This window comes from Halomonas sp. LS-001 (assembly GCF_052983955.1).
The window spans coordinates 1,247,857-1,265,671 of record NZ_CM129816.1 but is presented as its reverse complement, the minus strand read 5'-3'; the positions used below and the strand labels follow the sequence as shown (position 1 = coordinate 1,265,671).

17 protein-coding genes and 1 tRNA gene are annotated in these 17,815 nt (G+C 53.0%); 6 read left to right on the top strand and 12 right to left on the bottom strand.

Features of this window, described 5'->3' with window-relative positions; genetic code table 11:
* The first annotated feature begins 76 nt into the window (after positions 1-76).
* The 3 genes from cmoA (at position 77) to ACU6TU_RS05605 (ending at position 2,223) form a co-directional block, all read left to right on the top strand.
* Positions 77-820 (top strand): carboxy-S-adenosyl-L-methionine synthase CmoA, encoded by a 744-nt coding sequence (gene cmoA / locus ACU6TU_RS05615; RefSeq protein WP_447143582.1) that lies wholly within the window; start codon positions 77-79, stop codon positions 818-820.
* A 1-nt stretch (position 821) separates the two neighbouring features.
* Positions 822-1,814, top strand: coding sequence for a tRNA 5-methoxyuridine(34)/uridine 5-oxyacetic acid(34) synthase CmoB (gene cmoB / locus ACU6TU_RS05610; protein ID WP_447143581.1), 993 nt, complete (start codon positions 822-824; stop codon positions 1,812-1,814).
* Positions 1,815-1,974: 160 nt separating this feature from the next.
* A complete protein-coding gene (locus tag ACU6TU_RS05605) occupies positions 1,975-2,223 on the top strand; it encodes a GlsB/YeaQ/YmgE family stress response membrane protein (RefSeq protein WP_447143580.1) in 249 nt (82 codons plus the stop codon).
* Between the two features lie 126 nt (positions 2,224-2,349).
* On the opposite strand, the gene ACU6TU_RS05600 is transcribed toward ACU6TU_RS05605, so the two are convergent.
* The 5 genes from ACU6TU_RS05600 to ACU6TU_RS05580 all read right to left on the bottom strand — a co-directional run bounded on the left by ACU6TU_RS05600 (position 2,350) and on the right by ACU6TU_RS05580 (position 5,843).
* Entirely contained in the window at positions 2,350-3,024 is a 675-nt protein-coding gene (locus tag ACU6TU_RS05600) for a zinc metallopeptidase (RefSeq protein WP_447143579.1), read from the bottom strand.
* Positions 3,021-3,755: a metallophosphoesterase gene (locus ACU6TU_RS05595; protein WP_447143578.1), complete on the bottom strand. Its 735-nt coding sequence runs from the start codon at positions 3,753-3,755 to the stop codon at positions 3,021-3,023. The genes ACU6TU_RS05600 and ACU6TU_RS05595 overlap by 4 nt, the downstream gene beginning before the upstream one ends.
* Complete coding sequence (locus ACU6TU_RS05590) at positions 3,755-4,210, bottom strand: DUF1249 domain-containing protein (protein WP_447143577.1); 456 nt, start codon at positions 4,208-4,210, stop codon at positions 3,755-3,757. The genes ACU6TU_RS05595 and ACU6TU_RS05590 overlap by 1 nt, the downstream gene beginning before the upstream one ends.
* 39 nt (positions 4,211-4,249) lie before the next feature.
* Positions 4,250-4,930, bottom strand: coding sequence for an NUDIX domain-containing protein (locus tag ACU6TU_RS05585; RefSeq protein WP_447143576.1), 681 nt, complete (start codon positions 4,928-4,930; stop codon positions 4,250-4,252).
* 241 nt (positions 4,931-5,171) lie between these two features.
* Positions 5,172-5,843, bottom strand: a complete 672-nt coding sequence (locus tag ACU6TU_RS05580) for a TRAP transporter TatT component family protein (RefSeq protein WP_447143575.1) — start codon at positions 5,841-5,843, stop codon at positions 5,172-5,174.
* 216 nt (positions 5,844-6,059) lie between these two features.
* Here ACU6TU_RS05580 and greB point away from each other — a divergent pair, with 216 nt between their 5' ends.
* A complete protein-coding gene (gene greB, locus ACU6TU_RS05575) occupies positions 6,060-6,599 on the top strand; it encodes a transcription elongation factor GreB (protein WP_447143574.1) in 540 nt (179 codons plus the stop codon).
* Here greB and ACU6TU_RS05570 read toward each other — a convergent pair.
* Both ACU6TU_RS05570 and ACU6TU_RS05565 read right to left on the bottom strand, forming a co-directional pair.
* Positions 6,578-7,582 (bottom strand): methyltransferase, encoded by a 1,005-nt coding sequence (locus tag ACU6TU_RS05570; protein WP_447143573.1) that lies wholly within the window; start codon positions 7,580-7,582, stop codon positions 6,578-6,580. The genes greB and ACU6TU_RS05570 overlap by 22 nt on opposite strands.
* 73 nt (positions 7,583-7,655) lie before the next feature.
* A complete protein-coding gene (locus ACU6TU_RS05565; RefSeq protein ID WP_447144190.1) occupies positions 7,656-8,423 on the bottom strand; it encodes a methyltransferase domain-containing protein in 768 nt (255 codons plus the stop codon).
* Between the two features lie 258 nt (positions 8,424-8,681).
* Between ACU6TU_RS05565 and cheZ the strand changes: the two genes are divergently transcribed.
* Positions 8,682-9,362 (top strand): protein phosphatase CheZ, encoded by a 681-nt coding sequence (gene cheZ, locus ACU6TU_RS05560; protein ID WP_447143572.1) that lies wholly within the window; start codon positions 8,682-8,684, stop codon positions 9,360-9,362.
* A gap of 42 nt (positions 9,363-9,404) precedes the next feature.
* Here the strand turns inward: cheZ and ACU6TU_RS05555 are convergent, their stop codons facing one another.
* The gene (locus ACU6TU_RS05555; protein ID WP_447143571.1) at positions 9,405-10,298 is read right to left on the bottom strand and encodes a prenyltransferase; all 894 of its coding nucleotides are present in this window, start codon (positions 10,296-10,298) and stop codon (positions 9,405-9,407) included.
* A gap of 437 nt (positions 10,299-10,735) precedes the next feature.
* Between ACU6TU_RS05555 and katG the strand changes: the two genes are divergently transcribed.
* Complete coding sequence (katG, locus tag ACU6TU_RS05550) at positions 10,736-12,910, top strand: catalase/peroxidase HPI (protein ID WP_447143570.1); 2,175 nt, start codon at positions 10,736-10,738, stop codon at positions 12,908-12,910.
* 104 nt (positions 12,911-13,014) lie between these two features.
* Here katG and ACU6TU_RS05545 read toward each other — a convergent pair whose 3' ends face one another.
* From ACU6TU_RS05545 to ACU6TU_RS05530, 4 genes are all read right to left on the bottom strand, one after another.
* Entirely contained in the window at positions 13,015-14,250 is a 1,236-nt protein-coding gene (locus ACU6TU_RS05545) for a glycosyltransferase (RefSeq protein ID WP_447143569.1), read from the bottom strand.
* Between the two features lie 182 nt (positions 14,251-14,432).
* Entirely contained in the window at positions 14,433-15,473 is a 1,041-nt protein-coding gene (locus tag ACU6TU_RS05540) for a hypothetical protein (protein ID WP_447143568.1), read from the bottom strand.
* Positions 15,474-15,628: 155 nt separating this feature from the next.
* Positions 15,629-17,257 carry a methyl-accepting chemotaxis protein gene (locus tag ACU6TU_RS05535; protein WP_447143567.1) on the bottom strand — a complete coding sequence of 543 codons (1,629 nt, stop codon included), beginning with the start codon at positions 17,255-17,257 and terminating at the stop codon, positions 15,629-15,631.
* 421 nt (positions 17,258-17,678) lie between these two features.
* A tRNA-Ser gene (locus ACU6TU_RS05530) sits at positions 17,679-17,766 on the bottom strand.
* Between the last annotated feature and the right edge of the window lie 49 nt (positions 17,767-17,815).

The window sequence follows — 17,815 nt, the reverse complement described above, 5'->3', positions numbered from 1 at the left end:
AGCACTGGGAGCGTAAACTGTCCGGCCATTAATTATCCACGCTCTCTATTCTATTTGCGATGAAACCGGCTTACCCATGAGTGATGCATCTTACCGTGACGCCATCTTTTCGACACCCCTTGATCGTGTTGCGCGCTTTTCCTTTGATGAACAGGTAGTTGCCTGTTTTCCTGATATGATCCGCCGTTCGGTACCCGGTTATGGTCAGATCCTTGGCATGCTAAGCCTGATTGCCCAGCGCCATTTGCGCCACGGTGCCCATGTTTATGATCTGGGTTGCTCACTGGGTGCGTCAGGCCTGGCACTGGCGGGCGCGCTATCCGCCGACGCTTTCCGCTATACCGGCGTCGATTTATCTCCTGCCATGGTCGAGCGTGCCGAGAAGACGTTTCTTGACGAATGCCCTCAGCACACGCTGCAGGTACTGGAGGCGGATATCCGCCAGCTGGATTACCAACCTTCAGGCATGATCATTCTCAACTTCACCCTGCAGTTTCTTCCACCTGATGATCGCGATGCGCTGTTGAAACGTCTCTACGAGGCGCTGGAGCCCGGCGGTGTGCTGATTCTGTCAGAAAAAACCATTGATGCTGACGAGCGGGATAACGCCTGGCGTGTTGAGCGCTACCATGATTTCAAACGCGCCAATGGCTACAGCGATATGGAAATCAGTCAGAAGCGTACCGCACTGGAAAATGTCCTGGTTCCCGACACCCTGGATGCCTTGCATGGCCGCTTGGCGCTGGCCGGCTTTCCGCGTTCGATGACCTGGTTCCAGTACTTGAATTTTGCCTCGCTGATCGCGTTCAAGGAGAGCTGAAGTGGCGCTGTTACCCGACGATCATCGCGTGCTTTATCAGGCCTTCCTTGATCAGGAATTGACCGAATGGCTGACCTTATTGCCCCAGCAGCTGGCGAATGGGCTGGACCGTCAGCGCCACGGCGACCTGGCAATGTGGGAGAAGGCCGTCAAGAAACTGCCGCTTTTACCGGATGAGCGACAGGTTTACCTCGATCAGGACGCTGTCACCGTGGAGCTGGCGCTAAGCGAAAGCCAGCAACGCCAGTGCTTTAATCTGCTGCGTAAGTTGGCGCCCTGGCGCAAAGGCCCCTACTCGCTGGGCGGTATTGATATCGATACCGAATGGCGCTCTGACTGGAAATGGCAGCGCGTCGCCCCGCACCTTTCGCCGCTGAAATACCGCAAAGTGCTGGATGTTGGCGGCGGCAGCGGCTATCACGCCTGGCGCATGGCAGGGGCTGGTGCGGATTTCGTGCTGGTGATTGATCCGTCACCACGCTTTTACTGGCAGTTCCAGGCAGTACGCCACTTTGTCGGCAATGCTGACGGCGGGCGCACCCAGTTTCTGCCCGTTGGCATTGAGGACGTTCCTGCCAACCTGGGATTTTTCGACACCGTTTTCTCGATGGGCGTTCTTTATCATCGCCCTTCACCCCTGGAACATTTACAGCAACTGCGCGCAGCCCTGGCCCCAGGCGGCGAACTGGTGCTGGAAACGCTGGTAGTGGAAGGCGATGAGACAACGGTATTTGTCCCCGGCGAACGCTACGCTGCGATGCCTAATGTCTACTTTCTGCCTTCTTCAAAAGCACTCTGCCACTGGCTGGAACGCTGTGGTTTCAGCAATGTGCGGGTGGTAGACGAGGCGGTGACAACACGCGAAGAACAGCGCTCAACCGACTGGATGACCTATCAGTCGCTGGCAGACTTTCTTGACCCGGCGGACCCTTCGCTCACGCGGGAAGGTTATCCGGCGCCACGACGTGCCGTTTTCATCGCGAATCGGAACTAATTGCTGCGGGCTTTTGTCACAGGGGTCGATATGACGATGTTGGTATAAACAATGTTGGTATAAACAATGTCCGTATAGACAATTTTTATATAGACAATGTTCGTATAACAGAGCTCATATCGCTAAAGCTGAATGATGGAACATCAATCAAGGAGTGAAAATGGGTATTCTCGCGTGGATTCTATTCGGTCTTATTGCCGGTATTGTTGCCAAAATGATTATGCCGGGTAAGGATCCGGGTGGCTTTATTGTAACGATCCTTTTAGGTATCGCCGGTGCCTTTGTGGGTGGTTGGATCGGCTCACTGGTTGGCTTGGGTGCCGTAGGCGACTTCAGTTTCGGTAGCTTTATCACCGCGATTGTAGGTGCGCTGGTACTGCTGGCAGGCTACCGGATGATCAAGAAGTAAATATTGCGTTTTCCGCTGGATTCGTAAGAAATGGCCGCTCCCCGTGAGCGGCTTTTTCATGGACGTGATAAAACGTCTCTATTCCGCTTGGCTTGGGTCTTAAAAGCGTCGTCTTCCTGCGCCGTTTCAGCGGCGCAGGATCACCAACCAGCGCCCAAGGTTGAGAATACTGGCCAGGGAAGCGGCCACATAGGTAAAGGCACAGGCCGTCAGTACATGGCGCGCCCCTGCCATATCCTTGGGTGGCACATAGTCTTCCAGAATGGGTAATGCACGCTTGAAACTGGCATCAAACTCAACCGGCAGGGTCACCAGATGGACCACTGCGGCGGTGCCAAAGCTGATGACCGCCATTGCCACCACCACGGCCAAACCGCCTGGCAGACGGGTAAGAACAAACAGAAAAGGCGCGGCCATCATCAGAATAGCGCCGATTTTTTCGGCCTTCTGTGCCAAACGAACCAACCGTGAGCGCGCCAGTAAAGGCGCATAGCCTTGATGATGCTGAAGGGCATGCCCCACTTCATGGGCCGCCACCGTAACGGCTGTCAGGGTTTTTCCGTCGTAAACATCCGGCGACAGTCTCACCGCACGTGCATCAGGGTCGTAGTGGTCGCCCTGCTCTGAACGCTCAACGTTTACGCCCGTTACATCAAAGCGCCGTAACAGGTGCTCCGCCAGCTCACTGCCTGTACCGGGGTAATCATCGCGCCCACGGGCATGGCGTTTGAGCACCCACTTGGCCCATAAATTAGGCAGTACAAAAATAGCCAGTAAACCCGCAATCAGAACAATAATCATGGCGTGACACGCTCAATTCGGGTGCGCCAGGAGATCCCTTCAATATCAAGCACACGATAGCCGGGAAGCGCAGCCTCATCGACGGCAAACGACTCGGCGCGGGGCAGGAACTGATCCGCCGTCGCAGGGCTGCCATAAACAGCAACGCTAAAATTGTCGAGAACCTTTTCCTGGCCATATGCCTGATGCGCATGGCCAAAAAGCACCATTTTGACCTGCGGATATCCGCTGAGTGCCGCCCAGAAATCGTCTTTGTCCTGCAAGTTAATGGCATCCATCCACGCGGTGCCGACATCAACCGGCGGGTGATGCATGGCAATCATCGTAGGTGCCGAACTTATTTCCAGTTGCGCCATCAGGGCCGCCAGCTTGCCTCTCCCCAAGGCCCCGCTGGGCTGCCCAGGCAACTGGGTGTCCAGCAATAACAATCGCCATTCATTTAATTCAACGTTTTCAACAAGTGGTTGGGCGATGTCCATTAACCCCCGTTGGTCGTGATTACCCGGCAGCCAGTACCATGGGCATGGCAAGGTGTTGAGCTGCTCAGTGGCCAGCTCATAAGCACCCGCCGATCCATCCTGGCTGATATCGCCGGTCACGACCACGATCTCAGGTTCCTCTTGCCGGACAGCGTCCATCACGGCAAGGAACTGGCGATAGGGAATACCTGCTCGAGAGCGCGCTTCAGGGTCTGCATAAAGGTGCAGGTCAGTCATCTGAACAAGGCGCATCAAGGCATCTCCGGAACATATTCACTGCGCCCGTGAGCCAGGCCATGGGCCAGCCACTCACCTAAAAAGCGGTTCAGTTGAAGCTTTTCATCCGGTTGATGCATACGAGGATTCGGGTAGCGATAACGGCCATGGAAATGGCGTTCACGCTGAAAGTTCGTCACCTCCGCCATACGCACGTCATGATAGAGATGCACCCGCATTTTGGGGCTTTCCAGCAAGTGGTCCATCGGCCCGGTCTGGCTGATATCTACCATGGTGGTATATGGCGCGTTTTCGTGAATATACAGATGCAGGGCGTTACTTTCCTTGTCCCCGAGGGCAATGTCCCCGAGTGCAATGGTGCGGCGCTGTCCTTCTTCCATATCACCCACCAGCCGAATCAGGCGCAGGTAATTGGCGCTGCACTCCCCCTGGAGTGTTTTCAGGTCAGTGACGTAAGCATTGCGAACCATGCGGGCTCCTGTTAATTGATCCCAGCACAAAAAGTGATGTCAGCTAAAGCGTGGCGTATTGTCCGGCAAGGCACGCAATGAGGCGCGCTGGCCTGCCAGCCAATGCATTCCGATGAGGCTCATGGCATTATCGAGTCGCCCTTGCTCCAGCAACTCCCAAGCCTCGTGAAAGCTCATGACATGCACGCGAATATCTTCGTGTTCTTCCTCCAGACCATGAATTCCCCCAACCCCCTGGCTATCAACCAAACCACAAAACAGCGTAACCTGCTCATTGCATGCGCCGGGGCTGGGGTAATAGGTATGCAGGTGCTTAAGTTCGGTAATGCGACAGCCGGATTCTTCCTGCGCTTCACGACAGGCAACATCTTCAGGGGATTCACCGGCTTCGACAAGGCCCGCCACAAACTCAAGTTTCCATGGCGTCGACGGGTCGTCAACGGCACCCGCTCTGAACTGTTCAACCAGGACCAATGCATCCTGCGCGACATCATAGAGCAGCACACCCACTGCATCTTTGCGCATGTGGACTTCGCGGCGCATTGGCTCGCTCCAGCCACCCTCAAACAGACGGTGCTTTAGCGTAATGGCTTCCAGGCGAAAAAATCCCTGCTGGAGAACCTCACGCGAAATGATGTCAGCATCCTGCCCTGTAAAGGAAGACGATGATGCCTCAGACGTGGCAGTCGATGAAGGTGCTGTAGGAGGTGCGGCGTCCATTGGGCGCTCCCGATAAAAAACGTTAACCCATTATCGGGCCTTGTTATCGGGAATGCCAATTTCAACGCTACGATAAAGGCTATCGCGGCACTAGATAACGACTATCGATAAAGATAGTGACGCTCGACAGAGATAATGGCGGCGTGTTCACTACGCCATCCATACAGAAAACACAGGCCTTTAGGACCCGTGCTTTTGATTGGCGCTTTTTATTGGCGTTTCTGCTGGAAAACGCCGGGGCTCACGATGACAATTGATCCAGCAATTGGCGGGCATCCTGACGCAAGGCGTTATCCGACGCCTCACGCCCTTCACGTACAGCCCCCTTCAGCGCCCGCTGAGCATGTTCTCGTGCGGCCTGGTCATTGCCTTCTTCAGCAAGAAACGCCGCATAGTAATAGTTAACATCAATGCCATCAGGGCGAATTTCCAGCGCGCGCTGAAACATCTGCTCAGCCTTGGTGCTGTCACCAAAGCCAATCAAGCCGCCCGGCACGCGATCGTAGAGTGCCCCGAGCGTGACATACGCCGACCCTTGATAACCATTCGGGTCGAGCGTGATCGCACGTTCCAGCACTTCACGCGCCGCCTTGGCTTCGCCTAGCGCTCCAAGCCCACCACGTTCACGGGCATAAGCCGCCAGAACAATACCTTGCCAGACCAGAACATCGGCTTCGTCTGAATGTGTTTCAGCTAACGCTTTTGCCTCACTAGCCAGCGCTTCCAGAGCGGCTTCACGCTGATTGGCGGGCATTTGCGTTACGGTATGTTCCCAGCGGTTCTGCAGTGAAAAGAGCTCGCCTTCGAAGGCACTGGCGGCAATGGATGCCAGCGATAATGTACCGCTGAGTAGTGCTAGCGTAAGCGTTTTGCGAACACCCTGGTTAATTGTCATCTTTGAGTGTGTCGGCATTGGCGGTCTCCTTGAGACGTTTTTATTAGAAGGATGTATCGGAATGATGCGTTGTCATTATCATGCCACTCCAACAATGTAACGAACGTTTGAATGATACGCCAGCCAGTAATATGAAACTGGGTTAAACCGTGACAGCACCAGCCTTGGGGCTTTAAAGTATAAGGTCGCGTATTCGGCACCCCTATCGCCAGCAACTACGGAGCAAGATGCCCGATGAAAGGCAGAAACATGACACGCTGGCGGGATCCCGCCAAGGATCCACGTCAGGAACCTAAAAGCAATCTCATTACCCCAGCCGGTGCGAAACGGCTACGCGGTATTCTGGAGCATCTTTCACGTGTCAAACGTCCGGCACTTTCTGCCAAGGTCGGTGAAGCGGCAGCGCTTGGTGATCGCTCCGAAAATGCGGATTACACCTATAACAAGAAAGAGCTGAACCGGGTTATCGCGCGCATTCGCTACCTGACCCAGCGTCTTGATGAACTGCAGGTGATTGATCGCCTGCCCGCCAACACCGATAAGATTTTCTTCGGCGCCTTTGTTGAGCTTGAAGACGAACATGGTGAGGAAGTGGCCATTCGTATTGTCGGCCACGATGAAATCGATACCACTCAGCGCTGGATCAGCGTAGACGCGCCTCTGGCCAAAGCGCTACTTGGAAAGGAAGTCGATGACGAAGTCAGCGTCAAGACGCCCGGCGGAGACACCACCTATGTGATTACCGCCGTTCATTACCGCACACCCGCTCGGTAAACCTTAAACCGGCGGTTGTCCGCCAGCACCTCGAAGTCACCAAAAGCTGCTGTCAGGCGGTCTGAATAAGGCAGAAAGGCGTTAGCGACCAGAATCAGCTGACCGCCCCGTGCCAGATGTGCCGGGGCTTCATTGATAAGCCGCCCTGCCGCCCCGTAGTGAATATCCCGCTCCTGATGAAACGGCGGATTACTGATAATCACATCAAACGTTTCATTTTCCAGCGATTCATAAACGTCACTGGCCAGCACACGCCCCTGCAGGCCGTTGGCTGACAGGGTTCGACGACAGGCTTCAAGCGCAAAATCATTGATATCCACCGCCGTCATTTCACGGCTTCGCTGGGCAAGCCAGGCACTGATAATGCCATCGCCACAGCCGATATCAAGACTGCTGGTCAAGGCCTCCGGCAGATGACTTTCCAAGGTGTCCAGAAGCAGCTCCGTGCCTTCATCCAGCTTGCCATGACCAAATACGCCGGGGTGGCTGTGCAGGTTCACACCACGCAGCGTAAACGTTTCCCAGGCAGCGCCGGATGATGTTGGCAGCGGCTGGGTCTGGGTGGCAAACAGTGAACAGCGGCGGGCGCTATCCAGCTTGTCACAGGACAGCCCCAGCTCAGCGAGCACCTTGGGCACTCGCTTGATGCCGCCATTGTGCTCACCGACGATCTCCACAGGTGTTCCTGAAGGTAGCTGCTCACACAGCCAGGTCAGCCACCAGATGCCTAACTGGTGAGTTTTCGGCCAGAACAGTACCCAGCTTGCTGACGACGGCCACGTAGCATCTGAAAAGGGTGAAACGGCTGAGAGCCCTCTCTTCAGGAAGCCCTGCAGAATACTGTGATCTGCGCTGACGATACCCTGCATCTGGCCTGCCAGCCAGTCATCCAGGGGCGGCGCTACCGCCCAGAGCGGCGCAGTAACGCGATTGGACAAATAGTGCCGTTGAAGTAACTGGCAGGCAGGTGTCTGAGCCTTCATGGTGTTATCTCTGTTCGGTTCATTGGCTGGTGTTTACCAGTTATTGTGGATCTATTCTGGCAACGCCATTTATTCACGCCGTTTTAGCGAGAGTATATAAAAGGTAGCGCCCTAATCGCCAATGCGGCTCCATGCGGCAAAACTGCTTTTCCAGGGCCAGTAACTCGGCCTGTTCCTCGGCACTTTCCGCCGGGCGACGCAGATAGTCCTGAAAAACGCGCACCCCGGCGACATGACGTACCTCAAGGCCCAGCGCCTCGCTCCATTGGGTAATCTGTTCATGGGTCACCGGGGAAATAGGGGTCAGCCGCTGACGCATGCCTAACCCTTCGAGGCGGTCTTCCCGCACTTTTTGCCAATTGCCTTTTACAACATTGGAAAAGCGCAATGCATCACGGTTGAACACCATCAGGCTCAGCTCGCCTCCCGGTGCCAACAGCTGGCTTAAATGTCCAAGCGCCTGGCGAGGGCTGCCTAACCATTCCAACACCGCATGACAAACGATCAGAGACCAGGGGCCAGGCAACGCACTGGGGAGCTGCTGCAATGCCAATAGGTAACAGTCTACTTTCCCTGCCAGTTCCGGTGCGTTATGCAACGCTTGTCTGGCATGCGCCAGCATATCGCCCGATGGCTCCGTCAAGGTCACCTTGAAGCCACGCCGTGCAAACCACATGGCCTGCTGGCCTAAACCTGCCCCGACGTCCAGGACACTTGCCTCTGAAAGCGGCGGCGTCGACTGCAACGCCGTCAGCATTTCCGGTAGCAAGGTGTCCAATAGCGCCAGACGCAACTCGCCCCGTGGCGCGTTGTAAAGTGAACGAGAAAATTTGTCAGCCATGCCATCAAAGTGACGATCACCTTCAGATGTCAGCTCAACGGCTTTTTTGGGAGATTTCACACCGGTATCCATCAGACGCTATAAAGTGTCTAGTTTACGTCTTTTAAGCCAACAACTTAACGGCCAGGCGCACCAATATGATGAGCGAGGGAATAATCGTCTTCAGCAGTAGGCGTCGTAATGGCTGTATAGGCAAAGGCCCCATTTATCGTGCATGATACGTCGATACAAAGAATGTAAATCAACAGGTAGCAAATCATGGCCCACTCCAACAACGTGCATGACAGCACCATGCCGTCCGTCCTTTCTGAGCACAGTAGCGACGAAGTCATCCAGCGCATTGGCCACCTGACCCGCATGCTGCGGGAAAGCATGAAAGATCTCGGGCTGGATCAACAGATTGAGCAGGCTGCCCAGGCCATCCCCGATGCCAGTGAGCGCCTTCGCTACGTGGCTTCCATGACAGAAAAAGCCGCTGAGCGCTCTCTTAATGCTGTCGAGCGAGCCCAGCCTACTCAGGACAAACTCGAAAGCGACAGCCAGTCACTCTCAACACGCTGGGATTCGCTTGCCAATCAGGACGATCCGATGAGTGATGGCCAGTTAGTTGCCGATACCCGTCAGTTTTTGGCTACCGAGGTCCCCACACAGGTCGGTGCTGCACAGAAAGAACTGATGGAAATCATGATGGCACAGGACTTTCAGGACCTGACCGGACAGGTAATCAAGAAAATGATGGAAGTCATTAAAACCATTGAGCAGGAGCTCGTGCAGGTTCTGATGAGCAGTGTGCCAGACATCACGGAAGGAGTAGCACTCACCGATCAACGCGACGAACACGCCCGCCTACGTAACGGCCCGCAGATGGACAAGGAGAAAACGGATGTCGTCAGCGGCCAGGATCAGGTAGACGACTTGCTGGATGAGTTGGGTTTTTGATGCGCCGCCCTTCTCTTTATTTAGTCTTTCTTTGCCTATTTTTTATTTTATTGAAAGACTGACCAGCAATAATGCCAGTGAGACAAGCAACGCTGTCACGTTCAACCCCAACGGGGCTGACCAGTGGATGGCGTCTGGATTTTCCATGCCAATCGTTGCTTTGAGTTTATATCGCAGCATAAGTATCAAAGGTAGCGTGACTACCACGCCCAGGCTTGCGATGGGTAGCCCGTTACTGATCACACCAAGGATCACCGCGCTATACGCAAGCCACCACAACCCAATGACATAGCACGCCATTCGCTTAATGCCGAACACGATCGGCAAATGACGACGTCCGGCCAAACGGTCAGCGTCGACATCCGGAAACTGGTTCAGCAATAAAAGCTCACTGCATAACAGCATGACAACACCCGCCACCCACCATACGGTGGCGGTCAACTGACCTCCCAGTGCCAACACACTGCTTAGCACCATCACGGCAAACCCGACACCCGGCGCCAAAAAGCATAACCACGGGGAGCGGGTTAGCCAGCGGGTATAGGCCAAAACCAATCCGCAGCCCAGAACACCAAGCAGCAACAATGGCCAGCCCTGCCGCCAGACAAAGTAAAGACCGATAACCACCGCACCCAATAACGTACCCAGCCCCGCGTAAAGCACCAGTGGAGCCGCCGAAGGTTGCGCGGGCAGCGCCCCGCTTCCACCGGAAAATGGCGTTCGCTCCGTGGTCGCATCTAACCCGGTGCAAAAATCATCGTATTCATTGAGTAAGTTAACCGATGCATGGGCCAGCAATGCGCCCAGCAGCACACCAACGCAGAGCAGAGGACTGACAACTTTCTGATCAAGCGTCAGCACGACGCCCAATCCGGCACACAGCAATGCCAGCAAAAGAAAATTTGGCCGAAGGGAAGCAATCAAAGGGTAACGCATTTATGACTCATCCTTGATGGAGACCCGACACGCTGAATCATGCGTGTCGGGATATAAAATGCCTTAATCTGAATAAATCTGTCCTTGCTCATGGAGAGTTAGGGAGGCTTATAATATTACAAAACGTAAACTGCATCATCTTATCCCCTCATCAACTGCCAGTTATTCCTCAACATCAAACGAATCACTCAATACATAAAAACTATTAGAGCCTTCACAAAATGCAAATTGAGACTATGATGAATCTCGTCTATAAATGTCGTACGTTAAGTCAACAAACGACTCACAGATGAAACGCAGCACGACTGCTAGACTTTCAAATTATATCCGGCAGTGCTCATCATGTTAGAGCACATCAACAGGTGCATTAATATGCCCCTTGTGACCGGAAAGACAACAAGCGTTTTCAAGCGCGATGCAATGAGTGGAGATTATAAATGAGCGATAACGCAGGTAAATGCCCCGTTATGCACGGTGGCAACACAAACGCCAATGCATCCAAGGAATGGTGGCCAGAAGCCTTGAATCTGGACATCCTTCATCAGCACGATAGTAAGTCCAACCCCATGGGTGTGGATTTCAGCTACCGTGAAGAAGTCAAGAAACTTGATTTCGATGCGCTTAAGAAAGACATGCACACCTTGATGACCGACAGTCAGGCTTGGTGGCCCGCTGATTGGGGGCATTATGGCGGCCTGATGATTCGTCTCGCCTGGCATGCTGCCGGTACCTATCGTATTGCTGATGGTCGTGGCGGCGGTGGTGCTGGTAGCCAGCGTTTTGCTCCGCTCAACAGCTGGCCGGACAACACCAACCTGGATAAGGCGCGACGTCTGCTCTGGCCGATCAAAAAGAAGTATGGCAACAAGATAAGCTGGGCTGACCTCTTCATTCTGGCCGGTACCGTTGCCTACGAATCCATGGGGCTTCCTGCTTATGGTTTCTCTTTCGGCCGTGAAGATATCTGGCACCCGGAAAAAGATATCTATTGGGGAGCAGAGAAAGAGTGGCTGGCACCGTCTGATGAACGTTATGAAGACGTTGATCAGCCAGAAACCATGGAAAATCCGCTGGCTGCCGTACAGATGGGGTTGATCTACGTTAACCCGGAAGGTGTTAACGGCAACCCGGACCCGCTCAAGACTGCAGAACAGATACGCGTTACTTTCGCCCGTATGGCGATGAATGACGAAGAAACCGTCGCTCTGACAGCTGGCGGCCACACTGTCGGTAAGTGTCACGGTAACGGTGATGCAGACAACCTCGGCCCTGAACCTGAAGCGGCAGACGTACACGAACAGGGTCTTGGCTGGAATAACCAAGTCACCCGTGGTGTTGGTCGCGATACTGTCACCAGCGGTATTGAAGGTGCCTGGACCACCAACCCGACTCAGTGGGATAACGGCTACTTTCATCTTCTGCTCAACCACGAGTGGGAACTCAGGAAAAGCCCCGCAGGCGCGTCGCAGTGGGAACCTATCGATATCAAAGAAGAAGACAAACCTGTTGATGTCGAAGATCCTTCGATCCGTCTTAATCCGATCATGACCGATGCGGATATGGCGATGAAAATGGATCCGGAATATCGCAAGATTTCCGAGCGTTTTTATAACGACCCTGCCTACTTCTCTGAAACGTTTGCACGCGCCTGGTTTAAGCTGACGCACCGCGACATGGGCCCGAAAGATCGTTACATCGGCCCGGAAGCGCCGCAGGAAGACCTGATCTGGCAAGATCCGGTACCGGCAGGTAGCACGGATTACAATGTTGAAGCCGTTAAGCAGATAATCGCTGACAGCGGTCTGAGCATCAGTGAGATGGTCAGTACCGCCTGGGACAGCGCCCGCACTTTCCGTGGGTCTGACATGCGCGGTGGGGCAAACGGTGCGCGTATCCGTCTTGCGCCGCAGAAGGACTGGGAAGGCAATGAGCCCGCCCGTCTGAACAAAGTCCTCAGTGTTTATGAAAAGATCGCAGCCGAAACAGGTGCCAGCATTGCCGATATCATCGTGCTCGGTGGTAGCGTCGGTATCGAAAAAGCCGCCAAGGCAGCAGGATACGATATTCTCGTACCCTTCACGCCTGGCCGTGGCGACGCAACCGACGAAATGACCGACGCCGATTCTTTTGAGCCGCTGGAACCGCTTGCTGATGGTTTCCGTAACTGGCAGAAGAAAGAATATGTGGTTAAACCCGAGGAAATGCTGCTGGATCGTGCTCAGCTGAAAGGGCTGACTGCACCGGAAATGACGGTATTAATGGGTGGCATGCGTGCCCTCGACAGCAACTATGGTGGCAGTCAGGACGGCGTCTTTACCCACCGTCCTGGCCAGCTGACCAATGACTTCTTTGTCAACCTGACCGACATGGGCAACCGTTGGGTACCGGTCAGCAACAACCACTACGAGATTCGCGACCGTCAGGCTGATACTGTCAAGTGGACCGCCTCACGCGTGGATCTGGTATTCGGTACCAACTCGGTCCTGCGCTCTTATGCAGAAGTTTACGCACAGGACGATAACCAGGAGAAATTCGTTAACGATTTCGTTACTGCCTGGACCAAGGTGATGAATGCGGATCGCTTTGACCTGGAAAAATTCCAGCAAGCGTAATGCACTCTCCGCATAAAAGGGCTGGATTTATCCGGCCCTGATAACAAAAACGCTCGGGCATATCGCCCGAGCGTTTTTGTATGAGAATCAATGTTCTGGTTGTTTTATGAGCGTATCAAGAGGCTCTCCAACACATCCGCCGCATTCGCGGCACCATGGGTATCCTTCACGGCTTTTGAAAAGCGCTGAGCAGACGCACGAAAAGCCGGATCATGAAGTAACCGCTCCAACTGACGCACGAGCTTATCAGGATTGATATGGCGTGCTGACATTCGTAAACCGAAGTGATGGCGCACACCAATGTCGGCGTTAAGGCGCTGCTCATAGTGGGCAGGCAGTGCTAGCATAGGCACCCCAGCCGCCAGCGCTTGATACATGCTGCCATTGCCCCCGTGGTAGAGCATTGCCTGAGCATTTTCCAGAAGCCTTGAACCCGGCGCATAACGGGTAAAGCGGAAGTTCGCAGGCGCAGCTTCCAATACTTCCTGGCTCACCTGCCCGCCCGTTGTCACCATAAAGCGATACGGCAACTTCCCCAATACCGCATAGGCACGATGCAGGAAGTGCTCTAACAAGCCGGTTGAGCCCATGGTGAGATAAATATTCGGCGTGCCATCCTGAAGCTCATCAAACCACTCAGGTAACGGTGCTTCCAGATCGGGCGAAATCGGGCCCACCATATGGTATTGGCGAAACTGTTTGGGCAAGGGGTAAAGCCCTGGCAGGTCCGGCGAAATCATTGGCATGTGATACAGCATATCGAAGGCATTTCGGTCTGGCCGCTCATATTTCTGATAGAGGCGCCTTCTGATACCCGCCAACAGATAGCGGTCCAGCCCTTTCGCGGCGAAGTAGGTGGGCTTTGGCGGCGTTAATAGCCTTGCTGCGTAACCATTCATGATGCCCGCACAGGGTATGCCAGCAATATAGGCCGCAGTACTGGCGCTTACGGTTGCATCACCTACCACAAGGTCGGGTCTCGCGTGTTCAATCGCCTGCAACTGGGATTCAATAATTTTGGTCAAAGGTGCCCAGTAGCGAAGATTCACCATATCCCAAAAAGAGGCTTTCCAGCCAAGGCGCTGAAAACGCGCCCAGACATCAGGCAGGTTGGGTTCACGAGCATATAGCAGAGTAAACCCTGCTTCCTGAACAAGATTCAAACGCGAGCTGGGATGGTTGGGGTCGTCACCCGCGAAAATGACTTCATGACCACGCTGGCGCAATACTTTGGCAATTTCGATACAGCGCACCGTGTGCGCCAGTACCCAGCCAAGGGGAAAAAACAGGATACGTGAAGGTTTGGCAGCGCTGTTGCTACCGTTGGGCGAGTCTGGCATGGCAAGATCCTGTTTTGTTCAAGCACCGGAAGACGTTGTGCGAGACATACCACCCTTCAGTGCCTCGCCCAAGGCGATCACAGGCTGCCACTGTTAAGCACAGTGTTCAACATGATAATCCCCGCTAGCCAGCCCAGCGAAAGCACTAGCTGGCCAGGCACAAAGTTCAAGCACACGTACAGTCAACGGCTTATAGAGCCATCTGCTTTTTTTATTGTCTCTCTATGGCGTTGGCGATTTTGCTTAACGCTCTCCCAAATCATTTTTGCCACGTTGATCGATGCCCCCTGATAAGGGAATACATGACCCGCAATACCTGGGTTTTCATTACACTCAATCACATACGGTTTGCCACTATGCTGCTCTACGATGACATCAACACCGCTTAGCGACATCCCCTCGATAGACAGCACAGCCCTGACGGCTTGACGTTTTGCCTCATCAGACAGCTCTTCACCAGCTTCCACATAGATGCCACCGGCCATGTACTTCTCAGGCGAACAAAGCTTAATCAATTCACCTTTCGCTGGCACCGTCTTAAAATCAAATCCCTGTTTAGATAAAAACTCAGTAACATTATCGTCTTTATTTATTAGTCGGTTATATGAAAGCGGGTGTTGTGATAAGCACTTATTTTTCTCATCAATCAGTGTCTCAATATCACGTTTCCCATCACCAATAACATAAGGCGGATCTTTTCTCAGCACAGCAATGACTTCACCATTAAGCACCAGTACACGATACTCAGTTCCCACAATTTCCTGCTCAACAATAAATGCCTTACGCCCCTGACTGGATGACAGATCCACAGCAGCAACAAACGCCTCTTCGCTAGTTATTCCCGTCGTTACATTCTTACTGAAAATACCATCGACCGGTTTTACAACAACGGCTCCCCCTAGCTGATTGAAAAATGTCAGGGCCTTCTGGGTGTCAGAAAAAACGCCACCTTTGGGAATACTGACGTTCTGGCTGGCCAGAATAGCGCGGGCATAAGATTTTATTTCCGCCAGGTTCATACACCCATAACTATTGCTACACCGGGTATCATGAAAGGAATAAAACTCCCCTTCATGTTTGACGATATACTGATAGTTATTAAACGCCGTAAAACCACCGCCATCCTTCAGCACTTCATTAATAATCAGCGAGGGCGACTTGGCCATCGTTTGCATTAATTTGTCCAGGCGTGGGTCGCCTGTTGTCGGCCTTTCGAGACTCATGACAGCACCTGTCGCGTTGTAAAAACGCTAACGCTGCGCCCTGAACCCGCCAAAATCAACGCCTATGACGATAGTTAACAAACGACCCTTCCTGCAATTGACGGTCAGCCTCGGAAAAACGAATTATCTTAAACACTTACCCATGCAAGATCACACTATCCATATGAAAGCGAAGCTCGATGCGAGTGGCCTGAAGTAGCATCTATCAACTCTGGCACGTCAACGCTATCACTTAAACGAAACGATTCCACAAGCGCGGTCAATCGCTCGGCTTCCTCACGCAACGAGGTTGCTGACAGGTTCGTGGTGCTGACCAGAGACACGTTTTGCTGTGTGGCTGAATCCATCTGATTGACAGCTGTGCTGACTTGCTCAATGCCAGACTCCTGCTCTTTGATCGCTGCCGAAATTTCATGCATGAGTTTTGATACCTGGCTCACTGCCTCAAGGGCCTCCTCGATGCCCTCACCACTGCGCACTGCCTGTTCAGAGCCTTGAGCAATACGCCCGGTAATGTCTTTGATAAGCGTACGAATCTGTTGTGATGAATCCGTCGTGCGAGCCGATAACTTACGGACTTCCTGCGCCACAACAGCAAAACCACGGCCATGCTCTCCCGCACGCGCAGCTTCAACGGAAGCATTGAGTGCAAGAAGGTTGGTCTGGAAGGCAATACTGTCAATCACATCGACAATTTCAGCCACCTGGCGAGAACTCGTCTGAAGTTCATGCATCAATGCCACCGTGCGCCTGACCTCCTTGGCACCCGCTTCCGCTTTAACAGCAGCCTGTTCCGAAAGACGGTCAGCGGAAGTTGCTGATTCGCTGTTATGACTCACGATAGACGACATTTCTTCCATGCTGGATGCCGTCTGCTGCAATGCAGATGCCTGTTGCTCTGTCCGTGCGGCCAGTGCCTCGCTACCACTCGCAATCTCACGCGATGCGGCGCGCACCCCTTGGGCACTTTGATTGACAGCGCTGAAGCTGCGATCCATCCGAGCAATAAAAGCATCAAATTCAGAGGCTAATTCACCAATTTCGTCTTTACGCCGGCTCTGAATCCGCGCGGTTAAATCCCCATCACCTTCGGTAATGTCTTGAATACGTCTACTCACATCGCGTAAAGCACGCGACATAAGGTTAGGGCCAACCAAAGCAATCGTGAGAGAAATAAGCAATACCAATCCCACAAAGCTGAAGACCCAGAACTGCCTCGACCGAATATCCGCCAACGTTTCTGCTTCCAGCTGGTTTCCACGCACTCGCGCATTTTCACCTGCAATGTCGTAGAGCTCACGAAGTGCACCAAACGCTGTCTGGGACTCACCTAGCGATTGCACATAAGCTGCGTCAGAGTCGCCACTGGAATGTTCATTGAATACTTGTTGAGAGGCCGTTTTCCAGGCATCAAACCGCGTCTCAAAGTCTTGCAACGATTCCATGATGACAGGGTATTCACTAAGTTTTTGCATAAAATCATGCATGCGTGCATATGCCTGATCCGCATTTTCCTGATATTCGGAGTACTTAGCCGCCGCGCCTTCGCTGCCAGATGGTAAGTTCAGTGCCGTAATTTCAGCCATTCGTGCTTGATAGAGATCACGATCAGCATTCAGTACCGCTGAAACAGCAGGGCTGAATGTTTTTCTGAATTCCATCATGCGTTGTCGCACATCGTTCACTAACAATGACTCAGCCACGACAACCACCACTACCGCCATTGCAACACCGATGAAAGCCAGTGTGTACTTGACATTGATACGATGCAGTTTCTCTAGCATGTCAAAACTCCAATAAGCATGATGGTGAAAACCACAAGATCAATAGCCTGATATCGAGTTAAATACAGCCGTTAAATTAATTAACCGCCATAATAAATAGCCAGACATTTATCAATTATTACTTATTCATAAAAAAGCAATATAAGTACCGGCATCGTTTGGTTCATAACATACAGCTTCATACACAGCTGACAGTAGCCGACTCACAAGCCCGTGTCATGCCGATATTAAGTGCCGATCGAAATTCATACGGAAAAATAATGGAGCATCAAAATTATAAACACCATCAACTCATCGAGAAATAGCACGAGATCGTTTATTTGAGGAGAACTAGAGAAGGCGTCAGAACTAACCAGGTAAGAATCAACAAAACAGGCAGACACAAAAAAGCCTGCTCAAGGCAGGCTTTTTTGAAAGATTCTGGCGGAGGGGGAGGGATTCGAACCCTCGAAGCCTTTCGACTTACACACTTTCCAGGCGTGCTCCTTCGACCACTCGGACACCCCTCCGCAATTTTTTGCTCGATGAGCCAGGCGTTACCTTTCCCAACAGAACGGC

Coding starts and splice junctions, on each gene's coding strand:
- cmoA (WP_447143582.1), top strand. CDS start 77: ATGAGTGATGCATCTTACCGTGACGCCATCTTTTCGACACCCCTTGAT.
- ACU6TU_RS05605 (WP_447143580.1), top strand. CDS start 1,975: ATGGGTATTCTCGCGTGGATTCTATTCGGTCTTATTGCCGGTATTGTT.
- ACU6TU_RS05600 (WP_447143579.1), bottom strand. CDS start 3,024: ATGATTATTGTTCTGATTGCGGGTTTACTGGCTATTTTTGTACTGCCT.
- ACU6TU_RS05595 (WP_447143578.1), bottom strand. CDS start 3,755: ATGCGCCTTGTTCAGATGACTGACCTGCACCTTTATGCAGACCCTGAA.
- ACU6TU_RS05590 (WP_447143577.1), bottom strand. CDS start 4,210: ATGGTTCGCAATGCTTACGTCACTGACCTGAAAACACTCCAGGGGGAG.
- ACU6TU_RS05585 (WP_447143576.1), bottom strand. CDS start 4,930: ATGGACGCCGCACCTCCTACAGCACCTTCATCGACTGCCACGTCTGAG.
- ACU6TU_RS05580 (WP_447143575.1), bottom strand. CDS start 5,843: ATGCCGACACACTCAAAGATGACAATTAACCAGGGTGTTCGCAAAACG.
- greB (WP_447143574.1), top strand. CDS start 6,060: ATGAAAGGCAGAAACATGACACGCTGGCGGGATCCCGCCAAGGATCCA.
- ACU6TU_RS05570 (WP_447143573.1), bottom strand. CDS start 7,582: ATGAAGGCTCAGACACCTGCCTGCCAGTTACTTCAACGGCACTATTTG.
- ACU6TU_RS05565 (WP_447144190.1), bottom strand. CDS start 8,423: ATGGCTGACAAATTTTCTCGTTCACTTTACAACGCGCCACGGGGCGAG.
- cheZ (WP_447143572.1), top strand. CDS start 8,682: ATGGCCCACTCCAACAACGTGCATGACAGCACCATGCCGTCCGTCCTT.
- ACU6TU_RS05555 (WP_447143571.1), bottom strand. CDS start 10,298: ATGCGTTACCCTTTGATTGCTTCCCTTCGGCCAAATTTTCTTTTGCTG.
- katG (WP_447143570.1), top strand. CDS start 10,736: ATGAGCGATAACGCAGGTAAATGCCCCGTTATGCACGGTGGCAACACA.
- ACU6TU_RS05545 (WP_447143569.1), bottom strand. CDS start 14,250: ATGCCAGACTCGCCCAACGGTAGCAACAGCGCTGCCAAACCTTCACGT.
- ACU6TU_RS05540 (WP_447143568.1), bottom strand. CDS start 15,473: ATGAGTCTCGAAAGGCCGACAACAGGCGACCCACGCCTGGACAAATTA.
- ACU6TU_RS05535 (WP_447143567.1), bottom strand. CDS start 17,257: ATGCTAGAGAAACTGCATCGTATCAATGTCAAGTACACACTGGCTTTC.